This window comes from Streptomyces sp. HUAS TT7, from assembly GCF_051550175.1.
In the GTDB taxonomy this organism is placed as follows: domain Bacteria; phylum Actinomycetota; class Actinomycetes; order Streptomycetales; family Streptomycetaceae; genus Streptomyces.
Map to the genome: position 1 here is coordinate 672,349 of NZ_CP196175.1, position 17,448 is coordinate 689,796.

Here is a 17,448-nt window from a genome sequence, read left to right on the forward strand (position 1 = left end):
TCAGCTCACCACTCCGGTCATGACGGCGACGGGTACGGAGACGAATCCGGCGAACAGCACTGCCGCGAGGACGTTGGCGAGCGTCTTGAGCACCCGGTCCCGCGTGGCGTTGCCCACGCCGAGAGTCTGTGCGGCGCTCCAGAAACCGTGCTGGATGTGCAGGGAGAGGGCGGCCATCGCCACGATGTAGATGACGTTGCCGTACCAGGTGGAGAAGGTGTCCACGACGTTCTGGTAGGGGTGTCCCGGCCGGAAGCCGGAGTGCACGGTGCCGGTCGTCAGGTCCAGGATGTGCCAGACGATGAACAGGGCGAGGATGATGCCGCCCCAGCGCATCGTGCGGGTCGCGTAACTGGCGCGGGCCCGCCTGTGGACGTAACCGCTCGGCCTGGCCTTGATGTCCCGGCGGCTGAGCTGGTACGCGGACACGGCGTGCCCCACGACGGCGGCGACGAGGACCACGCGGATGAGCCACAGCGCCCACTCGTAGTGCAGGAAGGGCTCGCCGATGGTGCGCAGCCAGTGCGCGTACGCGTTGAACTGGCCGGCCCCGAAGAAGATCTTCAGGTTGCCCATCATGTGGACGACCAGGTAGGACAGCATGATCAGACCGCTCACGGCCATGACCGTCTTCTTGCCGACGGTCGAGTCCCAGAGTGTGCGCGTCATGGACGGCCGTTTGTCCGTCCGCGTTGCCAGAGCCATGTCATCGACGCTAGAGGCGAAGGGTCCAAGAGGTCCAAGACATGGTTCGGCTCATCTCCATAGAGATGGCCTATCGTAGGGCTATGCAGTTCCAGCAGCTCCTCTACTTCGTGGCGGTCGCCGAGACCCGGCACTTCACCCGGGCCGCCGAGCGCGTCCACGTCTCGCAGCCCTCGCTCTCCCAGCAGATCAAGGCATTGGAGAACGAGCTGGGCGCCGAGCTGTTCAGCCGCGCCCGGGGCAACATCGCGCTCACCGACGCGGGCGAGGCGCTGCTTCCGCTGGCCCGGCGCATCCTGGCGGACGCGGACACCGCCCGCATCGAGGTCCAGGAGCTGGCCCAGCTGCGGCGCGGCCGGGTGCGCCTGGGCGCGACGCCGAGCCTGTGCACGGGGCTTCTGCCCGATGTGCTGCGCGCCTTCCACGACCGTCACCCCGGCATCCAGCTCCTCATCGAGGAGGGCGGCTCCCACGACCTCGTACGCGAACTGGCGCGCGGCGCGCTGGACTTGGCGCTCATCGTGCTGCCGCTGCCGGCCGGCTCCCCCGCCCTCACCACGATCGAGCTGCTCCAGGAGGACCTGGTGGTGGTGTCCTCCCCTGCCGAGGCACCGCCCGGCTCGGGCTCCTCGGTGCGCATCGCCGATCTGCGCGACGCTCCCCTGGTGATGTTCCGGCACGGCTACGACCTGCGGGAGCTGACGGTGGCTGCCTGCCGTGCGGAGGGCTTCGAGCCCGCGTTCACGGTGGAGGGCGGCGAGATGGACGCGGTGCTCGGCTTCGTACGGGCCGGGCTCGGGGTGGCCGTGGTGCCGAGCATGGTGGCGGCGCGGGCCAGGGACCTGCGGGTGACCCCGCTGGCCCGCCCCGGCCTGCGCCGCACGATCGCCCTGGCCCACCGCAGCGACGTGGACCCGCCGCGCGCGGCACGGGAGTTGCAGCGGGTCCTGCTCAGCATCGGGACGGGGCAGCGGGGGCCGGTCTAGGCCCGCCCCCTCAGCGCCGGGTCACACCGCGTCGATCAGCGCCAGCGAGTGGATCCGGTCCGGCGCGCCGGGGCGCGCGTAGTACCAGCCCTGGGCCGTGTCACAGCCCAGCTCCTTCAGCTGCTCGGCCTGGGCACCCGTCTCCACTCCCTCCACGGTGACCGCCAGGGACAGGCTGTGCGCGAGCGACACGATGCCTTCGACGATCTTGATGTCGACGGGGTCGGCGGGCAGCTGCTGCATGGACTGGGTGAACGACCGGTCCAGCTTGAGCACGCTCACCGGGAGCCGGCGCAGGTTGGCGAGGTTGGAGTAGCCCGTGCCGAAGTCGTCGAGGGCTATGTCGACGCCCATCTCGGCGAGCTGGCGCAGCGGCTTGAGCAGGTCGTCGTCGGCGCCGATGAGCGCGGACTCGGTGACCTCCAGGCACAGCGCGCCCGGGGCGAGCCCGGTGCGCTCCAGCATCTCGACGGTGTCGGCGACCAGGCCCGGGTGGTAGAGCTGGGTCGGCGAAAGGTTGACGTTGATGCGCAGCGGGCCGCCGTCGGTGGCGCCCGGGTGGGCCTCCTGCCAGGCCCGGGCCTGGCGTACCGACTCCTGCATCACCCAGCGGCCGAGCGGCACGATGAGCCCGGTGTGCTCGGCGAGCGGGATGAACCGGTCGGGCCCGAGCACCCCGTGCTGCGGGTGCGACCAGCGGACCAGCGCCTCGGCGCCGTGCACACTGCCGTCGCCGAGGTGCACAAGCGGCTGGTACTCGATGAAGAACTCGCCGCGCTCCAGGGCCGCGGGCAACGCGTTGGTGAGGCCGTGCCGGGTGATCGCGCGGGCGTCCGCCTCGGCGTCGGCGAACTCGAAGCGGTTGCCGCCGGCCGACTTGGCCCGGTACATCGTGATGTCGGCGCTGCGCAGCACCTCGGCAGGGCTGCGCTCGCCCGCCGGGCCCTCGACGACGCCGATCGAGCCGCGCACGGTCAGCTCACGGCCCTCGATGCGGATCGGGGTGGCGAGGGTGTGCAGGATCCGCGAGGCGAGCTCGTCGGCCTCGTACTCGCTGTCCGGTCCGGTGGTGAGGGCCACGAACTCGTCGCCGCCGAGCCGGGCCACCATCTCGCCGGGCCCGGTCGCACAGCTCTGCAGCCGGTCGGCGACCTCGACCAGGAGGCGGTCGCCCGCCGAGTGGCCGAGGCTGTCGTTGACCGCCTTGAACCCGTCGAGGTCCAGGTAGCAGAGCCCGAAGCGTTTGCCGTCGCCCGGGGCGAGAGCCTTCTCCAGGCGCTCGAAGAACAGGGTGCGGTTGGGCAGCCCGGTGAGCGCGTCGTGGGTGGCCTCGTAGCGCAGCCGCAGGTTGAGGAGCCGGCGCTCGGTGGTGTCCTCCATGAGGGCGAGCTGGTACTGCGGCCGGCCCTCGGCGTCGCGGAGGAGCGAGACGGTGAGGTTGGTCCACAGGACGGTGCCGTCGCCCCGGTAGTAGGGCTTCTCGACCCGGTAGTGGTCGCGTTCACCCCGCACGAGCTCCTCGTACAGCTTCCAGACCTGCGGGGCGTCCTCGGGGTGTACCCACTCGCTGACGTTGCGGCTGCGGATCTGGCCCTCTATGCCGCCGAACATCCGGGTGAGGGTCTCGTTGACCTCCAGGACGCGGCCTTCGAGGTCGGCGATGCCGATGCCGATGGCGGCGCCTTCGAAGACCGCGCGGAACCGGGCCTCGGTGGCGTGCAGGGCGTCCAGGGCCGCGCTGCGCGCCGACATCGCGGAGCGCGCGATGGCCTCCTGTTCGGAGCGGGTGCGTTCGCGCAGGGCCGCCGCGAAGCCGGCCGCGAGGGCGTGCTGGAGCCGGGCGCAGCGGGCCCGTGCCTCCTCGGCGGGCAGCTCGTCGCCCGCGCCGCAGTACAGGACGAGATAGGACTCGACCACGCCGAGGGTGCGGCTCAGCGCGTCCGGGTCGGTGCAGTGCACGGCGACCAGGGCGGCGCCGATCTCCTGGGCGGGCGACGGGTCGAAGTGCCGCCCGTGCAGGGCGTCGATGAGTCGGCGGGCGAGCGGCACCAGGTGCTGCTCGAACTCGGGCCGGGTCAGCGAGGTCGCCGTCACCGGGAAGATGGCTCGGCTCCAGATCGTGGCGAACCGTCTGAGCCGGTCCTCGGGGCTGTCCGGCGCCAGGTCCGGAGCCTGCGCCTGGGGCGGGATGCTCACGCTTTGCGCCCCACACCGGCGAAGCCCGAGAAGGCGTACGGATCTTCCTGGTCGGCCTCGCTCTCCGGCCGCCACAGCGGCATCGAGACCAGACCGGGCTCCAGCACCGTGTACCCGTCGAAGAATCCGGTGATCTCCTCGCGCGAGCGCATGACCAGCGGGCTCTTGATGTCGCGGTACACGCCCACGGTGCCGCCGGCCTCTTCCTCGCTGAGCGGGATGCCTTCGTAGGAGGCGTGGGTGAGGACGAGGAGGCTGCCGGGGGCGAGCGCGTCGCGCAGCTCGGCGACCGCCCTGTACGGGTGGTCCTGGTCCTCGACGAAGTGCAGTACGGCGACCAGGAGGAGCGCCACCGGCTTGGACAGGTCGAGGAGTTGGGAGGTCTCGAGGGCGTTCAGGATGTCGTGCGGCTTGCGCAGGTCGGCCGCGGCTATCCCGGCCAGTTCGTTGCCTTCCAGGACGGCACGGCTGTGGGCGACGGCGACCGAGTCGTGGTCGACGTACAGGACGCGGGCCTCGGGGCTTGCCGCCTGGGCGACTTCATGAACATTTCCGAAGGTCGGGATTCCTGATCCGATGTCCAGGAATTGCGTGACGCCCTCGGAGACCGCGAAGCGCACGGCGCGGCGCATGAACGCCCGGTTGGCCTGCATGATCTTGGGAAGTCCCGGCATGAACCGCATGGCCTCGCGGGCCGCTTCCCGGTCGACCTCGAAATTGTGCGAACCGCCCAGGTAGTAGTCGTAGATGCGGGACACGCTCGGCACCGAGATGTCGATGCCCTGAGGGGCCCAGGCGGGACGCTCCATCAATGTCTCCAACAAGTCGCCGCAGGACGGCCATGACCATGACCATTGTTTGGGCCTGAGGCTACTGATCGTCCGCCGGGAGAGCGAGTGAAAACGGAAAATGCTCGTCCGTTATTGGTCACACGCCGAGGGCATGTGCGCCGGATCGTACGGGCGGAAGCGGGAGCGTGCGCCATCGTATCGGGGGTTGGGACACGCACGTCGGCCCGTCGCCGCGCGGGGGACGCGATGACGGGCCGACAGGGTTGGGCCCTGGGCTACTTGGGTGCGCCGATGAGTTTGCCCTCGGGGGATACGGCGTACCACGTGCCGCCCACGCCCTGGCCATTGGTGTCGCCGGGCTTGGTGTCGCCGGAGAACGTGTAGACCGGCCAGCAGGTGATGGACTGCTGCTTCACGCCGTCGGGCCGGTCGAAGGTGACAAAGCCCTTGAGGGCGATGCCCTTGGTGTTGGTCTTGTCGACCGGCGCGACCACCGGCCACTTCTGCAGACAGGCGCCGGTGCAGGCGGACTTCATGGGCCAGGCCGAGTCCTTCGTGAACCGGTAGACGGTCATGCCGCGCGCGTCCACGATGACGTCGCCGAGCTTGGGGTCCTTGCGGACGGACAGGCCCGGCATCGCCGCGGCGGGCGCCGGGGCCGCGGGCGCGGCCTTCTTTCCGTCGGGGGCCGCGGCGTGCCAAGTGCCGCCCACATTCTGCCCGTTGGTGTCGCCGGGGTTGGTGTCCTTGGCGTAGCGGTACATCGGCCAGCCTCCGATGGTGAGCTGCTTGGTGCCGTCGGCGCGGGTGACCGAGCCGAGCGCCGACTGGTCGGTGCCGGCGGCCGCGGTGACGCCGTCGGCGGGCACCGCGGGCCAGGCCTTCGCGCAGTCGCCCTCGCAATTCGACTTGGGCGGACTCGCGGTGTCCTTGTCGAAGCGGTAGAGCGTGAAGCCCGCGTTGTCGGTGACGACCTTGCCGAGTTCCTTGCTGTCGCTGACCACCAGTTGCCCGGCCTGTTTGGCGGACGATTGGGCGCCGCCCGCCTGCCCGTAGCCGCCGCTCGACCCGTAGGCGTTGTCGCCGGGCTGCTGGGCGTTGCTGGCGTTGCCCACCGGCTGGCCGTTGCCGCTGCTGTAGCCGCTGCTCTTGTCCTGGCCGCAGCCCGTCGCGGTCACTGCCAGTACTGCTGCCGCCGCTGCCGCGAGCGATGCGCTGCGCCAGGTGACCATGTCAACTCCCGTTGTCCGTAAGGCTGTTGCGGCGCCGGATGCGCCGGGTGATGGCCCTAAGTACGGGCGGCGGGAGGCGGTGTGTTCAACGCGGGCCGAAGAATTTTTCCGAACGGCCCCGAACAGCCGGTCAACGTGCCGAACGCAAATCGCCGGGATCTCCCCCGTTCAGGCGAATCGCTTCAGCACCCGACAACACGACGGCCCGACAGATCGATGATCACCCCGTGCACCGACGACACCTAGCCGGGCGGCTGCTCGCCGCCACGGCCTTCACCGTGCTGCTCGCGGTACCGGCACCGGCCGCGCAGGCCGACGCCTGTGCGTACGCCTCCGTCACGCAGGGCGGCAGCGGCTCGCCCTGGGCGGTCGCGCAGGCCGGCCATGCCCGGTGTCCGTGGCCGCCCCGGCCGAGCCCGACGCCCACGCCCACCCGGGTGCCCCCGACCCCGCCGTCGCACGCGCCGGCGCCACCGCCACCCGCGAAGCCCGCGCCCCGGCCCACGCCGCCGCGCCCGGCGCCGCGTCCGACTCCGCCGCCACCTGCGCCGCGGGCGGCGCACCGGCCCGCCGAGGCGCCCGCGCCGGCCGCGCCGCCCGCGCTGTCGCCCGCGCCCGCGCCCCCGCCGGGCGCCTCGGCGCACCCCGCGCCGCCGGCGGCGCACCGGATCACCCTGCAGAACTACCGGATGCCGCCGCGCAAGAAGCCCGCGCCGCGGCTCTCCCCGGTCACGCTCACCCTGCTCATCACCGCGCCCGCCGTGCTCGGCGCGGCGCTCCTTCGCTCGCGCTCCGGCTCCCGCTGAGCCCCATCGACCTGAGAGGTCCCCTTGTCCGACTGGCTCGTCCTGCTCATCGCGATGGCCGCCGCCTGCGCGGTGGTCCTCACCATCACCCTGTTCAGCAACCGCCGCGTCGACCCCGACGACGATCCCTCGGGAACCCCGGACGTCATCGAATACATGACGATGATGATCGGCGTGGTGTACGCCATCGTGCTCGGCCTCGCCATCGCGGGCGTCTGGGAGGGCCGCGGGGCCGCCCAGGCCGACGTGCAGCAGGAAGCCCAGGCGCTGCACCAGATCGACCGGCGGGTCCAGGTGTACCCGGCCGAGGTGCGCGACCGCACCCGGGCCGACGTCGAGGCGTACGCCTCCTATGTGGTGCACACCGAGTGGAGCTACATGGCCGAGCACGGCGACCTCACCGACGAGGGCACCCAGAAGCTGGAGAAGATCCGCCGCGACGTGACCGACTACCACCCGGCGAACGACTACGAGACGCAGGCCTACCAGCCGCTGATCGACCAGGTGGGCGCGATCGACGAAGCCCGGACCGCCCGCGGGCAGGGGGCGGGCGCCACCATGCCCGGGGTCGTCTGGTTCGGCCTGATCAGCGGGGCGCTCGTCACGATCGGGTTGATCTTCACCTTGCAGATCAGGCGCTCCTGGCGGGAGCTGCTGCTCGCCGGGCTCTTCAGCGCCCTGATCGCCTTCCTGCTGTTCCTGATCTGGGACTTCGACGCCCCCTTCGGCCGGGGGATCTCGGCGACGGCGGGGCCGTTCCTGGACCTGTTCCCCGGCATCCGCTGACGTCTCCGTCACCCGTATGGCCCCGTCGGACCGGCGGGGCCTTTTGCTAGGCCGGACGGGCGACCGCGGTGCCCCGTTCGCCGTACAGGGGTCGCGACACGCCGGGCCGCCTCCTAGCGTTTCGGGCATCGAGGTGCATCTCCCCCCATATGTGGAATCGGTTCCGCAGCTGCTCCTCGGGGACCGGAGGATCGACCATGGGCGCGATACGCATCGCATCCACCGCTCTGCTCGGCGCCGCCGCCCTGTCACTCACCACGCCGACCGCTGCCACGGCGGCCGACGGAAGCTCCAACGCGACCAACATCCCGCCGTTCGGCTTCAGCGTGACGCCCTCGGTGATCGTGCCCGGGGGCCAGGTCACGCTGAACGTCACGAACTGCCCCGGCAGTGCCACGGTGTCCTCCGGGATCTTCGACACCGTCACGATCCCCCCGGAGAGTTCGCGCAACGCGACGGTCGACTCGACCGCCAAACGCGGCGCCTCCTACACCGTGACGTTCAACTGCAACAACGCGCGGGGCACCGCGCAGTTGACGATCGCCGGCAGCACCCCGACCACCAGCTCCACCGTGCGCCCCACCGTCCGGCCCAGCGCCACCTCCCCGCTCGGCGTCCGCGGCGGCCTCGGCGGCAGCGTGAAGGACGGCCCGAGCCCCACGGAGATGACGGTCGGCACCACGCTGATCGCGACTGCGGCAGGCGGCACCGTCTACTTCCTGCGCCGGCGCTGGGCCGACCGCCGGCACTAGCCGCCCCACGGCACCCGTCGCCCCCGAGTCCTGGCCAGGACTCGGGGGCGACCGGCCGTTGGGGTCGTTCCCGGGAGGTTCGTCCGGTCAGGCCCGCACGTCCTGGCGCCGGCGGCGGGCGACGAACAGCGCGCCGCCGATCGCGGCCGTACCGACGAGGGTGCCGCCGACCGCCATCTCGGTGTCGCTCGGGCCCGCCGCGCCGCCGAGCCCGCCGTCGGCGCCCCGGCCCTCCAGGACGGTGAAGCTGCGGGTGGCGACGCGGTCGTTGTCGTTGCACTTCACCGCCAGGTTGTAGTTACCGGGGGTGGCGTGGTCGTGGACCCTGACGGTGGCGAAGTTGGTGCCGTCACCCGCGGAGAGATGGACCTCCGAGAAGGCGTTGGACGTGACTCTGCCGCCGTGACCGCAGCCCCGGGCGGTGACCCTCAGGGTGGCCCCCTGATGGACGTCCGAGGGGCTGACGTCGACGTCGACGGGGCCATTGGTCGCGGCGGCCATCGGGGCGGCGAGCCCGACCGCGGCGCCGGTGGCCAGCACCACCGCGAGAGCGCGTGAAGCACGCATCGTTGAACCTCCATGGGAGTACGCCCCAAAGCGGTGCTCCGGGATGATCGACGAGTACGCCTCCCATGACGAACCCTCACCGCCACTCATACAAGCCGCATTTCGGCACTGATCCACCCTGGTGAACCGCCGCATCCCCCGGATGGGCGGGGAATCTGACGGACCCGCAGGTCACAGACCGTCAGATCGGTTTTGCCACCGCGTTACCCGGATGGGTCAGGGGTGCCCGGCCGCCACCCGTTCGCCACCGCCCGATCGCCGAGTTGACGCCGCGCCCTTACGGTGCTCGGAAGGCGCTCTGAGGGTGGACGGCGAAGGGGATACGGAGAGACATGGCGCACTATGAGAGCGGCGTGGAGCGTCGCAGGCGCTCCCCGTGGGGAGCCCTGGCCCTGGTGATGCTCACCGGTCTGGCGCTGATGCGCAACGGTGCCGATGTCACGATGGGTCCGCCGCAGCCGGCCGCGGCGGCCGCGCTGAACGGCCGGGCGGCGAACGCCTCCTCCTCCCGTCCGGCGGCCCCGGTCCAGCCGCTGTCCTTCGCGCCCGCCTCCCGGATCCGGATCGACGAGATCAAGGTGGACGCGCCCATCATGGACGTGGGCACGGACGCCCAGGGCTGGGTGAAGGCACCCCCGCCGCAGGACCCGAACCTGGCGGGCTGGTACCAGAACGGCGTGTCCCCCGGCATGCGCGGCACGGCCGTGGTGGTGGGCCACGTCGACAACGCGACGGGCCCCGCGGTCTTCTACGGCCTCGGCTCCCTGGAGAAGGGCAACCACATCGAGGTGGACCGCTTCGACGGGCGCACCGCGGTCTTCGAGGTGTACGGCACCGAGGTGTACGACAAGAACGCCTTCCCGGGCACCCGGGTGTACGGCGACACCGGGCACCCGGAGCTGAGGGTGATCACCTGCGGGGGCGGCTTCTCCAAGAGCCACGGCTACAACTCGAACGTCGTCGTCTTCGCCCGGCTCGTCGCCACGAAGTAACGTTCCCGCTACTCATCTCCGGCGCGGCGGAACCTTCAACTCGTAGCCCTGCGCCAGGAGTTCGGGCAGATAGGTGCGCAGCGCGGCGACGCTCTGCGAGCGGTCGCCGCCCGCGTCGTGCGAGAGCACCACGACGCCCGGTGCGGCTCCGTCCAGGACGCGGCGGATGATGGTGGCCGTGCCGGGCGTGGTCCAGTCGAGGCTGTCGACGGTCCAGGCGAGCGGCTCCATGCCCATCTCGGCCTGGATCTCGAACACGTTGCGGTTCCAGGCACCGTACGGCGCCCGGAACCACTGGGGCGGCTCGCCCAGGGTCTGCTCGATGACCTCGCTGGTGCGGCCGATCTCGGAGCGGATCAGGGCGGGGGCCGTCTTGTTGAGCTGGGGGTGGGTCCAGGTGTGGTTGCCGACGACGTGCCCGTCGTCCCGCATCTCGCGCAGCAGGTCCCGGTTGTCGGTGGCCATCTCGCCGCAGAGGAAGAACACGGCGCGCACATCGTGTTCGCGCAGGGTCCTGAGGATGCCCGGGGTGTAACGCGGGTCGGGCCCGTCGTCGAAGGTCAGCACCATCGAGTGCTCCCCCAGCTCCGGCATGCTGAGGAACGGCTTGGTCCGCACCGGCGGCAGCGCCGTCTGGTAGCGCGGCGGAGTGTCGGCGGTCATGGGTTCCAGGCGGTACCCGCTGGAGCCCAGCCGCGGTACGGCGGCCTGGGGTCCCGCGGCGGGCGCCGGCCGGGGCGCGGGAGCGGGGGCGACGATGTCCTCGGCGATCAGCATGCGCACCGCGGCGGCGGCTCCGAGGCAGGCGGTGACGCGCAGCAGGGTCCGCCGACTGGGGAGCATCTGATCCCTTTTCATGACATACGGCTTTTGTTCGTCATGGCGGAAGATTAGGGCGTGCGGGTCACCGCGGAGCCGACGAAACGTCAACACCGGGATGACACGGGCACGAATGGAGTCACCCGGGGCTGTCGGCCGCCGGTGCTCTCAGGCGCGGCGGACCAGCGGGAAGGGCAGGGTCTCGCGGATGGTGAGGCCGGTGAGGAACATGACGAGCCGGTCCACGCCGATGCCGAGCCCGCCGGTGGGCGGCATCGCGTATTCGAGGGCGTCGAGGAAGTCCTCGTCGATCTCCATGGCCTCCGGGTCGCCGCCCGCCGCGAGCAGCGACTGCGCGGTGAGCCTGCGGCGCTGCTCGATGGGGTCGGTCAACTCCGAGTAGGCGGTACCCAGTTCGGTTCCGAAGGCGACCAGGTCCCAGCGTTCGGCGAGCCTCGCATCGGTGCGGTGCTGGCGGGTCAGCGGGGAGACCTCGGTGGGGAAGTCCTTGTAGAAGGTGGGTAGCTGTGTCTTCTCCTCGACGAGCCGCTCGTACATTTCGAGCACGACGTCGCCGCGCGTGTTGTCCGGGGTGTGCGGGACCCCGGCGCGGTCGCAGAGCCGGCGCAGCCTCTTCTCCTCCGTGTCCGCGCCGATCTCCTCGCCGAGCGCCTCGGACACCGCCCCGTACAGCGTCTTGACCGGCCAGGGCCCGGAGATGTCGTACTCGACGACGGTGCCGTCCGGGCTCGCCCTGCGGGCGATCGGGGAGCCGAAGGCGGCGGTGGCGGCGCCCTGGATGAGTTCGCGGGTGAGGTCGAGCATGACGTCGTAGTCGGCGTACGCCTGGTAGGCCTCCAGCATCGTGAACTCGGGGTTGTGCTTGTAGGAGACGCCCTCGTTGCGGAAGGTGCGGCCCATCTCGAAGACCTTCTCGACGCCGCCGACGCAGAGCCGTTTCAGGTACAGCTCGGGGGCGATGCGCAGATACAGGTCGAGGTCGTAGGCGTTGATGTGGGTGGTGAAGGGGCGGGCGTTGGCGCCGCCGTGGATCTGCTGGAGCATCGGCGTCTCGACCTCCAGGTAGCCCCGGTCCAGGAGGCCCTGGCGCAGCGCCTGGACGGCGGTGGAGCGGGCCCGCACCACCTCCCGGGCCTCGGGGCTCGCCACCAGGTCCAGATAGCGGCGGCGTACGCGGGCCTCGGGGTCGGCGAGGCCGCGCCGTTTGTCGGGCAGCGGGCGCAGGCACTTGGCGGTCATCTGCCAGGCGGTGGCGAAGAGCGAGAACTCACCCTTGTCGCTGGCGGCGGTCGTGCCGGAGGCGGTGATGTGGTCGCCGAGGTCGACGTCGTGGGTGAACCGCCCGAGGACGGACTCGCCCGCGCCTTCGCGGGTGAGGACCAGCTGGAGGTCGCCCGACCAGTCGCGCAGGACGGCGAAGACGACGCCGCCGAAGTCGCGCACGGCCATGACCCGGCCGGCCACGGTGGCGCTCGTGCCCTCGCCCGCGGCCCTGAGCCGGGCCAGCGTGTGGGTGCGTGCCGCGATGACGACGGGGTAGGGCTCGGTGCCGTCCGCGCGCAGCCGGTCCAGCTTGCGGTGGCGAACCCGTACCTGCTCCGGAAGTTGACGCTCCGTCACCTCGGCCTCGCCGGGCCCGGCGAGGCCGAGCGCCTCGATGGAGGGCAGTCCGGCGGTGGTGACGGGCTTGGTGACGCCCTTGGGCTGCCGGCCCTTGCCCCATAGCTTGCGCAGGCTCGGTACGGAGACGAAGCCCTCGGCGATGCCGGACGCGAGACCGACCCGGGCGAGCGAGCCGGCGTCGCCGTAGCAGAGGAAGCGGGGGTACCACTGCGGCTGGTACTTCACGTTGGAGCGGTAGAGGGCCTCCAGCTGCCACCACTTGGAGAAGAACAGCAGCAGCCTGCGCCACAGCCGCAGCACCGGACCGGCGCCGATGCGGGCGCCCTCCTCGAAGGCCGAGCGGAACACCGCGAAGTTCAGCGAGATCCTGCGGACCCCCAACTTCGGTACGGCGGCGCACAGTTCGGCCACCATGAACTCCATCACGCCGTTGGGCGCGCTGCGGTCGCGGCGCATCAGGTCGAGCGAGATGCCGTCCGGGCCCCACGGCACGAAGGAGAGGAGCGCGATCAGTGTGCCGTCGGCGTCGAAGGCCTCGATGAGCAGGCAGTCGCCGTCGGCCGGGTCGCCGAGCCGGTCGAGCGCCATCGAGAAGCCGCGCTCGGTCTCGGTGTCGCGCCAGGCGTCGGCGCGGTCGATGATCTGCTGCATCTCCTCGTCGGTGAGTGCCGAGTGGCGCCGGATCCGGGTGGTGGCGCCGGTCCGCGCGACCCGGTGGACGGCTTGGCGGGTGACCCGCATGTCGCGGCCGTCGAGGTCGAACTTGGCGACGTGCAGGATCGCCTCGTCGCCGAGCTGGATGGCGCCGAGCCCGTGCCGGGCGTACACGGTGGCGCCCTCCTCGGATGCGCCCATCACCGCGGGCGCCCAGGCGTACTGCCGCGCGACGTCGAGCCAGGCGTCGATGGCCGGGCCCCAGGCGCCGGCGTCGCCGACCGGGTCCCCGCTGGCGAGCGCGACGCCCGCCTCGACGCGGTAGGTGACGGCGGCCTTGCCGTTCGGCGAGAACACCACGGCCTTGTCGCGGCGGGTGGCGAAGTAGCCGAGCGAGTCCTGGCGGCCGTACGCGCCGAGCAGCGCCCGGATGCGGGGCTCCTCGTCGCCGTGCAGGGAGGCCTCCATCCGCTGCGAGCGGAAGAGCGTGGAGGCGGCGGTCAGCAGGGCGATGGCGCCGAACAGGCCGAGGAAGAAGTACAGCGGCTTGGGCGGCTTCCCGTCGAACTGGCCGTTGGAGACCAGGCCACCGAAGACGCGGTTGGTGGCCCACAGCAGGCGCTGGCCGCGCGGCAGGGTGTGGGGGAACAGCTCGACCAGGCCCCAGCCGACGAGGACGCCCGCCGCGAGCCCGAGGCACAGCACCCCCACCGCCCGGCGGAAGGCGCCGCGCCGGGTCTGTGCGTAGAACTGCTTGCGGGCCAGGATCATCACCACGAGCGCCGCGGCGCAGAACACCCCGTTGGGGATCCACATCCATTCGGCGACGACGATCAGCAGGACGTCGAGCAGGAAAAGCAGTCCCAGGTAGATGACGACCAGCCACCAGGCGACCTTCTTGCGGGCTCCGATGGCGGCGGCGAGCAGCAGCAGAAAGACGGCGTACGCGAGGTTGGCGCTGACCGGCACGGTGACCCGGTCGAGGAACCAGACGATCGGGTAGAGCAGCCGGCGCAGTGGCGGTATGAGCGAGATGAGGCCGCAGAAGAGACCGAGCACGCCGAAGAACATCGCGAACGCTTCGGGCACCCGCCCCAGAAAGCCGGTCCGGGACGGTATCGGCGCCGCCTCGCTGACAGTCATGCTCAGCACTCTAGGGAGACCCGGGCCGGGCCGCCTGTCGGAAGCCCCACCCGGCCGGATAGCCTCGAACAGTGACAGAGCAGCAGCCCCAGTCCCACCCTGAGTCCCAGCGATTCGAACGCGGTACCGACGGTCCGAAGGTGATCGTCGCCGGCGTCGACGGCTCGGACTCCTCGCTCCGGGCCGCGGCCTACGCCAGCGGCCTGGCCCGGCGGCAGAACGCGCTGCTCGCCCTCGTGTACGTCCAGCCCGTGATGTCGGCGGGCGCCGCGCTGGGCGCGCCCGTGGCCGACACCACCGGGGAGATCGCCGAGGGCCTGGTCGCCGAGATCAGGGCGGCGGCCGAGCGGGTCCGGGGCATCTGGGACGTCCGCTGGGAGTTCCACACCTTCCGGGGCGACCCGTACTCCGGACTGGTGACCGCGGCCGACGAGCTCAAGGCGGACGCGGTCGTCGTCGGCGCGTCCGAGTCGGCGGGCCACCGCATCATCGGATCGGTGGCCGTTCGCCTGGTGAAGGCGGGCCGCTGGCCGGTCACAGTGGTCCCGTAGAGGTCCCCGCTCTCGGCCGGCGGGGCATCGTCAGGCCGTCCTTCGCGGCGCCGCGGCCCAGGACCGCCTCGCGGATGTGGTCCTGGGCCTCGGTGTAGTCCTCGCGGCCGGGTGACTTCGCGAGCGCGTCCGGCAGGCTCATCACGCGGCCGCGCTCCACGTCGATCCACTGCGGAATGAACTCCGCCTTGGTGACCTGCCAGCGGTCCCCCCGCCGGACCGGCGGTGCGAAGGTGAAGCGGGCGATCGAGCTCATGTTGCCGCGGTGGTCGCGCGCACCCGTCTCGTTGAACATCTCGCCCGCGATCTGGTCGCCCTCGCCGTAGACGATCCAGGTCCCGTTGACCTTCTCGTACGCCTGCGGGATGTGGGCGTGGGTGCCGAGGATCAGGTCGATGTCGGGGCGGCCGCCCGTCCTGGACGCGGTGAGCGCCTTACCGAGGGTGAGCTGCTGTTCGTCGGGCTCGGTCTGCCACTCGGTGCCCCAGTGGAGGCTGACGACGACGATGTCGGCGCCGGCCGCCCGGGCCGCCCGGGCATCCGCGATGATCTTCTTCTGGTCGATGAGGTGGACCGCCCACGGCTGCCCGTCCGGCATGGGATAGCCGTTGGTGTCGTAGGTGTACGCGAGCTGCGCGACCCTGGCGCCGCCCGCCGAAAGCCGCGCGGGCGCCGCCGACTCGTCCGCGGTGCGGCCCGACCCGGTGTGCTTGAGCCCCGCCTTGTCGAAGGCCTTCAGGGTGCGGGCGATGCCGTCGGCGCCGTCGTCCAGGGTGTGGTTCGAGGCCGTCGAGCAGGAGTCGTACCCGGTGTCCTTCAGCGCGGCGGCCACCTGCGGCGGCGACGTGAAGGCCGGGTATCCGGTGAAGGGGCCTTCGTCGGCGCCGTACACGGTCTCCATGTGACAGATCGCCAGATCGGCCCGGGAGACGATCCGCTTGACTCCGGCGAGCATCGGCCGGAAGTCGTAACCCCGGCCGCCCGCATCGGAGTTGGCGCGCTCGATGGTCGACTCGTGCGGCAGTACGTCGCCGGTGGCGACCAGCGTGAAGGGGCGCTGCGCACGGGCGACTCCAGAGGCCGGGGAGCGCTGGGCGTCCTGAGGGTGCGGCGGCCGTTGCCCGCTGCTGCATCCTGCTGTGGCCGCGAGCAGAAGAGCCGCGGCCGCCGCCCTCACTCGCGCGCGCTGGGTCGGCTGGTGCATCGGGCTCCGTTGATCGAGTGCGGTGGTCTGTCTGAAATCCACCTCCCGAGAACGGGCCAGTCAAGGAGAAAAGCCGTTTATACGACTGAAGACCGCTGAAACGGACGCACCGGGACCGGCCCCCCACGGGTCGCGGACCGCTCGCCGCACCATTCACCGCTCGGTTCGACCGCTTGCCGCACGGGGCGGTGCGACGGCTGTCCAGGTCCGCCCGGATGCGCTCCGATACGGCTGCGGTCGACGGAATCCGGGGAAGGGGCGTGCACGGTGACGACGGCACTCACGGGCAGCCGGCGGTACGCCCATGAGCGGGATCTGGCCGAACTGCAGCGTGCGCACGGCCCCGCGCTGCTGCGCTTCCTGCTCGGCCTGACCTACGGCGACCGCCAGCGCGCCGAGGACCTCCTCCAGGAGACCCTGGTACGGGCCTGGCAGCACCCCGAGGCCTTCGAGGCGCCGTACTGCTCGATGCGGCCCTGGCTGTTCACCGTCGCGCGGCGCCTCGCGATCGACGCGCGGCGCGGCCGGCTCGCCCGCCCGACCGAGGTCGGCGACGAGGTGCTGCTCGCGACGGCGGAGCCCGGCGACCACGCCGAGCGCTGCACGGCCGCGCTCGACGTCCGCGCGGCCGTGAAGTCGCTCACACCCCAACACCGCGCGGTCCTGGTGCAGTTGTACTTCCGCGGACTGAGCGTGACCGAAGCGGCCGAAGTGCTCGGCGTTCCGCCCGGGACCGTCAAGTCCCGTTCGTACTACGCCCTGCGTGCGCTGGCCCGGGTGCTGCCCGGCTATTCTGCGTCAGGCCCCGAAGGGCTCTCCTCGGTGGGTTCCAGGTCCGCCTCGGTGAGCAGGGCGAGCAGCGAAGGCGCCTCGGCGACCTCCAAGTAGGCGGTGCGGCACGGCGCGCACCGGCGCAGATGCGCGGCGACGGCGCGGTCCTCGCCGGGCGCGAGGGCGCCGAGTACGTACGCGCCGAGCAGCTGCCGCACATGCATGAGCACCTCGTGTCTTGTGACGGATCCTGCCCTTCTGGCCACGGCGGGCACGCGCCCCCGGTTCAATGCTCCCTGGAGCTCCCCGGGAGCGCCGGGACGGTCGATGAAAGAGGCGAGACAGGATGCGTCCGGAGGGAAGTAGCGGGACCAGTGGTGGCGAGCTGGTGGTGCCGATGGCATGGATGTACGCCGAGTACATCGCGGATGAATTACTGCGTACCGGCGATCTGATGCCGCCGACGACACTGGAGTTCCGGGCCGGGCGCAACGCCCTCGCCCTGACGATCTTCCTGTCCGACGGGGCGGTCGGCGGCGCCCGGGTGGTGGCCCGGCTCGACGAGTGGAGCTCGCTCACCGCGGCCGGGCGGCCGTGGCGGCGCTGGGTCTGTTCCCGGCTGCGCCGGCTGGCCGGCGGCGAGGAGCAGGGGCCCGATCTGGAGATGGCGCGGACCGCCTGGCGGTGGCTGGAGGAGACCGAGCTCCTGGCCACGGATCTGGACGCGGTGGTGCCGGGCGGGGTCGACCCGCACGCGGACGAGGAGGACGAGCCCCGGGTGTGGACACCGGCCTGGGAACTCGGCCTGCCGCTCGGCCACTTGGCGATCCATCTGTTCTGAAGCGATCC

General features: G+C 71.5%; 17 protein-coding genes. 8 read left to right on the forward strand and 9 right to left on the reverse strand.

What is annotated here, in order from left to right; all coding sequences use genetic code 11:
• The gene (locus ACSHXC_RS03215) at positions 1-705 is read right to left on the reverse strand and encodes a succinate dehydrogenase (protein ID WP_438290055.1); all 705 of its coding nucleotides are present in this window, start codon (positions 703-705) and stop codon (positions 1-3) included.
• A gap of 83 nt (positions 706-788) precedes the next feature.
• On the opposite strand from ACSHXC_RS03215, the gene ACSHXC_RS03220 reads away from it, so the two are divergent.
• On the forward strand, positions 789-1,691 hold the full coding sequence (locus tag ACSHXC_RS03220; RefSeq protein WP_438290056.1) for a LysR family transcriptional regulator: 903 nt from the start codon (positions 789-791) through the stop codon (positions 1,689-1,691).
• A 21-nt stretch (positions 1,692-1,712) separates the two neighbouring features.
• Here the strand turns inward: ACSHXC_RS03220 and ACSHXC_RS03225 are convergent, their stop codons facing one another.
• From ACSHXC_RS03225 to ACSHXC_RS03235, 3 genes are all read right to left on the reverse strand, one after another.
• Entirely contained in the window at positions 1,713-3,887 is a 2,175-nt protein-coding gene (locus ACSHXC_RS03225) for a putative bifunctional diguanylate cyclase/phosphodiesterase (protein WP_438290057.1), read from the reverse strand.
• Complete coding sequence (locus ACSHXC_RS03230; RefSeq protein ID WP_438290058.1) at positions 3,884-4,696, reverse strand: SAM-dependent methyltransferase; 813 nt, start codon at positions 4,694-4,696, stop codon at positions 3,884-3,886. Before ACSHXC_RS03230 ends, ACSHXC_RS03225 begins: the two co-directional genes overlap by 4 nt.
• 257 nt (positions 4,697-4,953) lie before the next feature.
• The gene (locus ACSHXC_RS03235; protein ID WP_438290059.1) at positions 4,954-5,910 is read right to left on the reverse strand and encodes an SCO0930 family lipoprotein; all 957 of its coding nucleotides are present in this window, start codon (positions 5,908-5,910) and stop codon (positions 4,954-4,956) included.
• Between the two features lie 227 nt (positions 5,911-6,137).
• On the opposite strand from ACSHXC_RS03235, the gene ACSHXC_RS03240 reads away from it, so the two are divergent.
• The 3 genes from ACSHXC_RS03240 to ACSHXC_RS03250 all read left to right on the forward strand — a co-directional run bounded on the left by ACSHXC_RS03240 (position 6,138) and on the right by ACSHXC_RS03250 (position 8,254).
• Positions 6,138-6,716 carry a hypothetical protein gene (locus tag ACSHXC_RS03240; protein ID WP_438290060.1) on the forward strand — a complete coding sequence of 193 codons (579 nt, stop codon included), beginning with the start codon at positions 6,138-6,140 and terminating at the stop codon, positions 6,714-6,716.
• 24 nt (positions 6,717-6,740) lie between these two features.
• Complete coding sequence (locus ACSHXC_RS03245) at positions 6,741-7,502, forward strand: DUF4239 domain-containing protein (RefSeq protein WP_438290061.1); 762 nt, start codon at positions 6,741-6,743, stop codon at positions 7,500-7,502.
• A 197-nt stretch (positions 7,503-7,699) separates the two neighbouring features.
• Positions 7,700-8,254, forward strand: coding sequence for a hypothetical protein (locus ACSHXC_RS03250; RefSeq protein WP_438290062.1), 555 nt, complete (start codon positions 7,700-7,702; stop codon positions 8,252-8,254).
• Positions 8,255-8,341: 87 nt separating this feature from the next.
• Here ACSHXC_RS03250 and ACSHXC_RS03255 read toward each other — a convergent pair whose 3' ends face one another.
• Complete coding sequence (locus tag ACSHXC_RS03255) at positions 8,342-8,821, reverse strand: hypothetical protein (protein WP_438290063.1); 480 nt, start codon at positions 8,819-8,821, stop codon at positions 8,342-8,344.
• Positions 8,822-9,153: 332 nt separating this feature from the next.
• Between ACSHXC_RS03255 and ACSHXC_RS03260 the strand changes: the two genes are divergently transcribed.
• Positions 9,154-9,813, forward strand: a complete 660-nt coding sequence (locus ACSHXC_RS03260) for a class F sortase (RefSeq protein WP_438290064.1) — start codon at positions 9,154-9,156, stop codon at positions 9,811-9,813.
• Between the two features lie 12 nt (positions 9,814-9,825).
• Here the strand turns inward: ACSHXC_RS03260 and ACSHXC_RS03265 are convergent, their stop codons facing one another.
• Both ACSHXC_RS03265 and lysX read right to left on the reverse strand, forming a co-directional pair.
• Positions 9,826-10,671 (reverse strand): polysaccharide deacetylase family protein, encoded by an 846-nt coding sequence (locus tag ACSHXC_RS03265; RefSeq protein WP_438290065.1) that lies wholly within the window; start codon positions 10,669-10,671, stop codon positions 9,826-9,828.
• Between the two features lie 129 nt (positions 10,672-10,800).
• Positions 10,801-14,073 carry a bifunctional lysylphosphatidylglycerol synthetase/lysine--tRNA ligase LysX gene (gene lysX, locus ACSHXC_RS03270; RefSeq protein WP_438290066.1) on the reverse strand — a complete coding sequence of 1,091 codons (3,273 nt, stop codon included), beginning with the start codon at positions 14,071-14,073 and terminating at the stop codon, positions 10,801-10,803.
• Positions 14,074-14,144: 71 nt separating this feature from the next.
• Between lysX and ACSHXC_RS03275 the strand changes: the two genes are divergently transcribed.
• Entirely contained in the window at positions 14,145-14,624 is a 480-nt protein-coding gene (locus tag ACSHXC_RS03275; RefSeq protein WP_053730901.1) for a universal stress protein, read from the forward strand.
• Here the strand turns inward: ACSHXC_RS03275 and ACSHXC_RS03280 are convergent.
• On the reverse strand, positions 14,608-15,828 hold the full coding sequence (locus tag ACSHXC_RS03280; protein ID WP_438290067.1) for a CapA family protein: 1,221 nt from the start codon (positions 15,826-15,828) through the stop codon (positions 14,608-14,610). The two genes, ACSHXC_RS03275 and ACSHXC_RS03280, sit on opposite strands and share 17 nt — an antisense overlap.
• A gap of 267 nt (positions 15,829-16,095) precedes the next feature.
• On the opposite strand from ACSHXC_RS03280, the gene ACSHXC_RS03285 reads away from it, so the two are divergent.
• Positions 16,096-16,716 (forward strand): sigma-70 family RNA polymerase sigma factor, encoded by a 621-nt coding sequence (locus ACSHXC_RS03285; protein WP_438290068.1) that lies wholly within the window; start codon positions 16,096-16,098, stop codon positions 16,714-16,716.
• On the opposite strand, the gene ACSHXC_RS03290 is transcribed toward ACSHXC_RS03285, so the two are convergent.
• Complete coding sequence (locus ACSHXC_RS03290; RefSeq protein ID WP_438290069.1) at positions 16,617-17,003, reverse strand: zf-HC2 domain-containing protein; 387 nt, start codon at positions 17,001-17,003, stop codon at positions 16,617-16,619. The genes ACSHXC_RS03285 and ACSHXC_RS03290 overlap by 100 nt on opposite strands.
• On the opposite strand from ACSHXC_RS03290, the gene ACSHXC_RS03295 reads away from it, so the two are divergent.
• Complete coding sequence (locus tag ACSHXC_RS03295) at positions 16,946-17,440, forward strand: hypothetical protein (protein WP_438290070.1); 495 nt, start codon at positions 16,946-16,948, stop codon at positions 17,438-17,440. The two genes, ACSHXC_RS03290 and ACSHXC_RS03295, sit on opposite strands and share 58 nt — an antisense overlap.
• Positions 17,441-17,448: the final 8 nt, after the last annotated feature.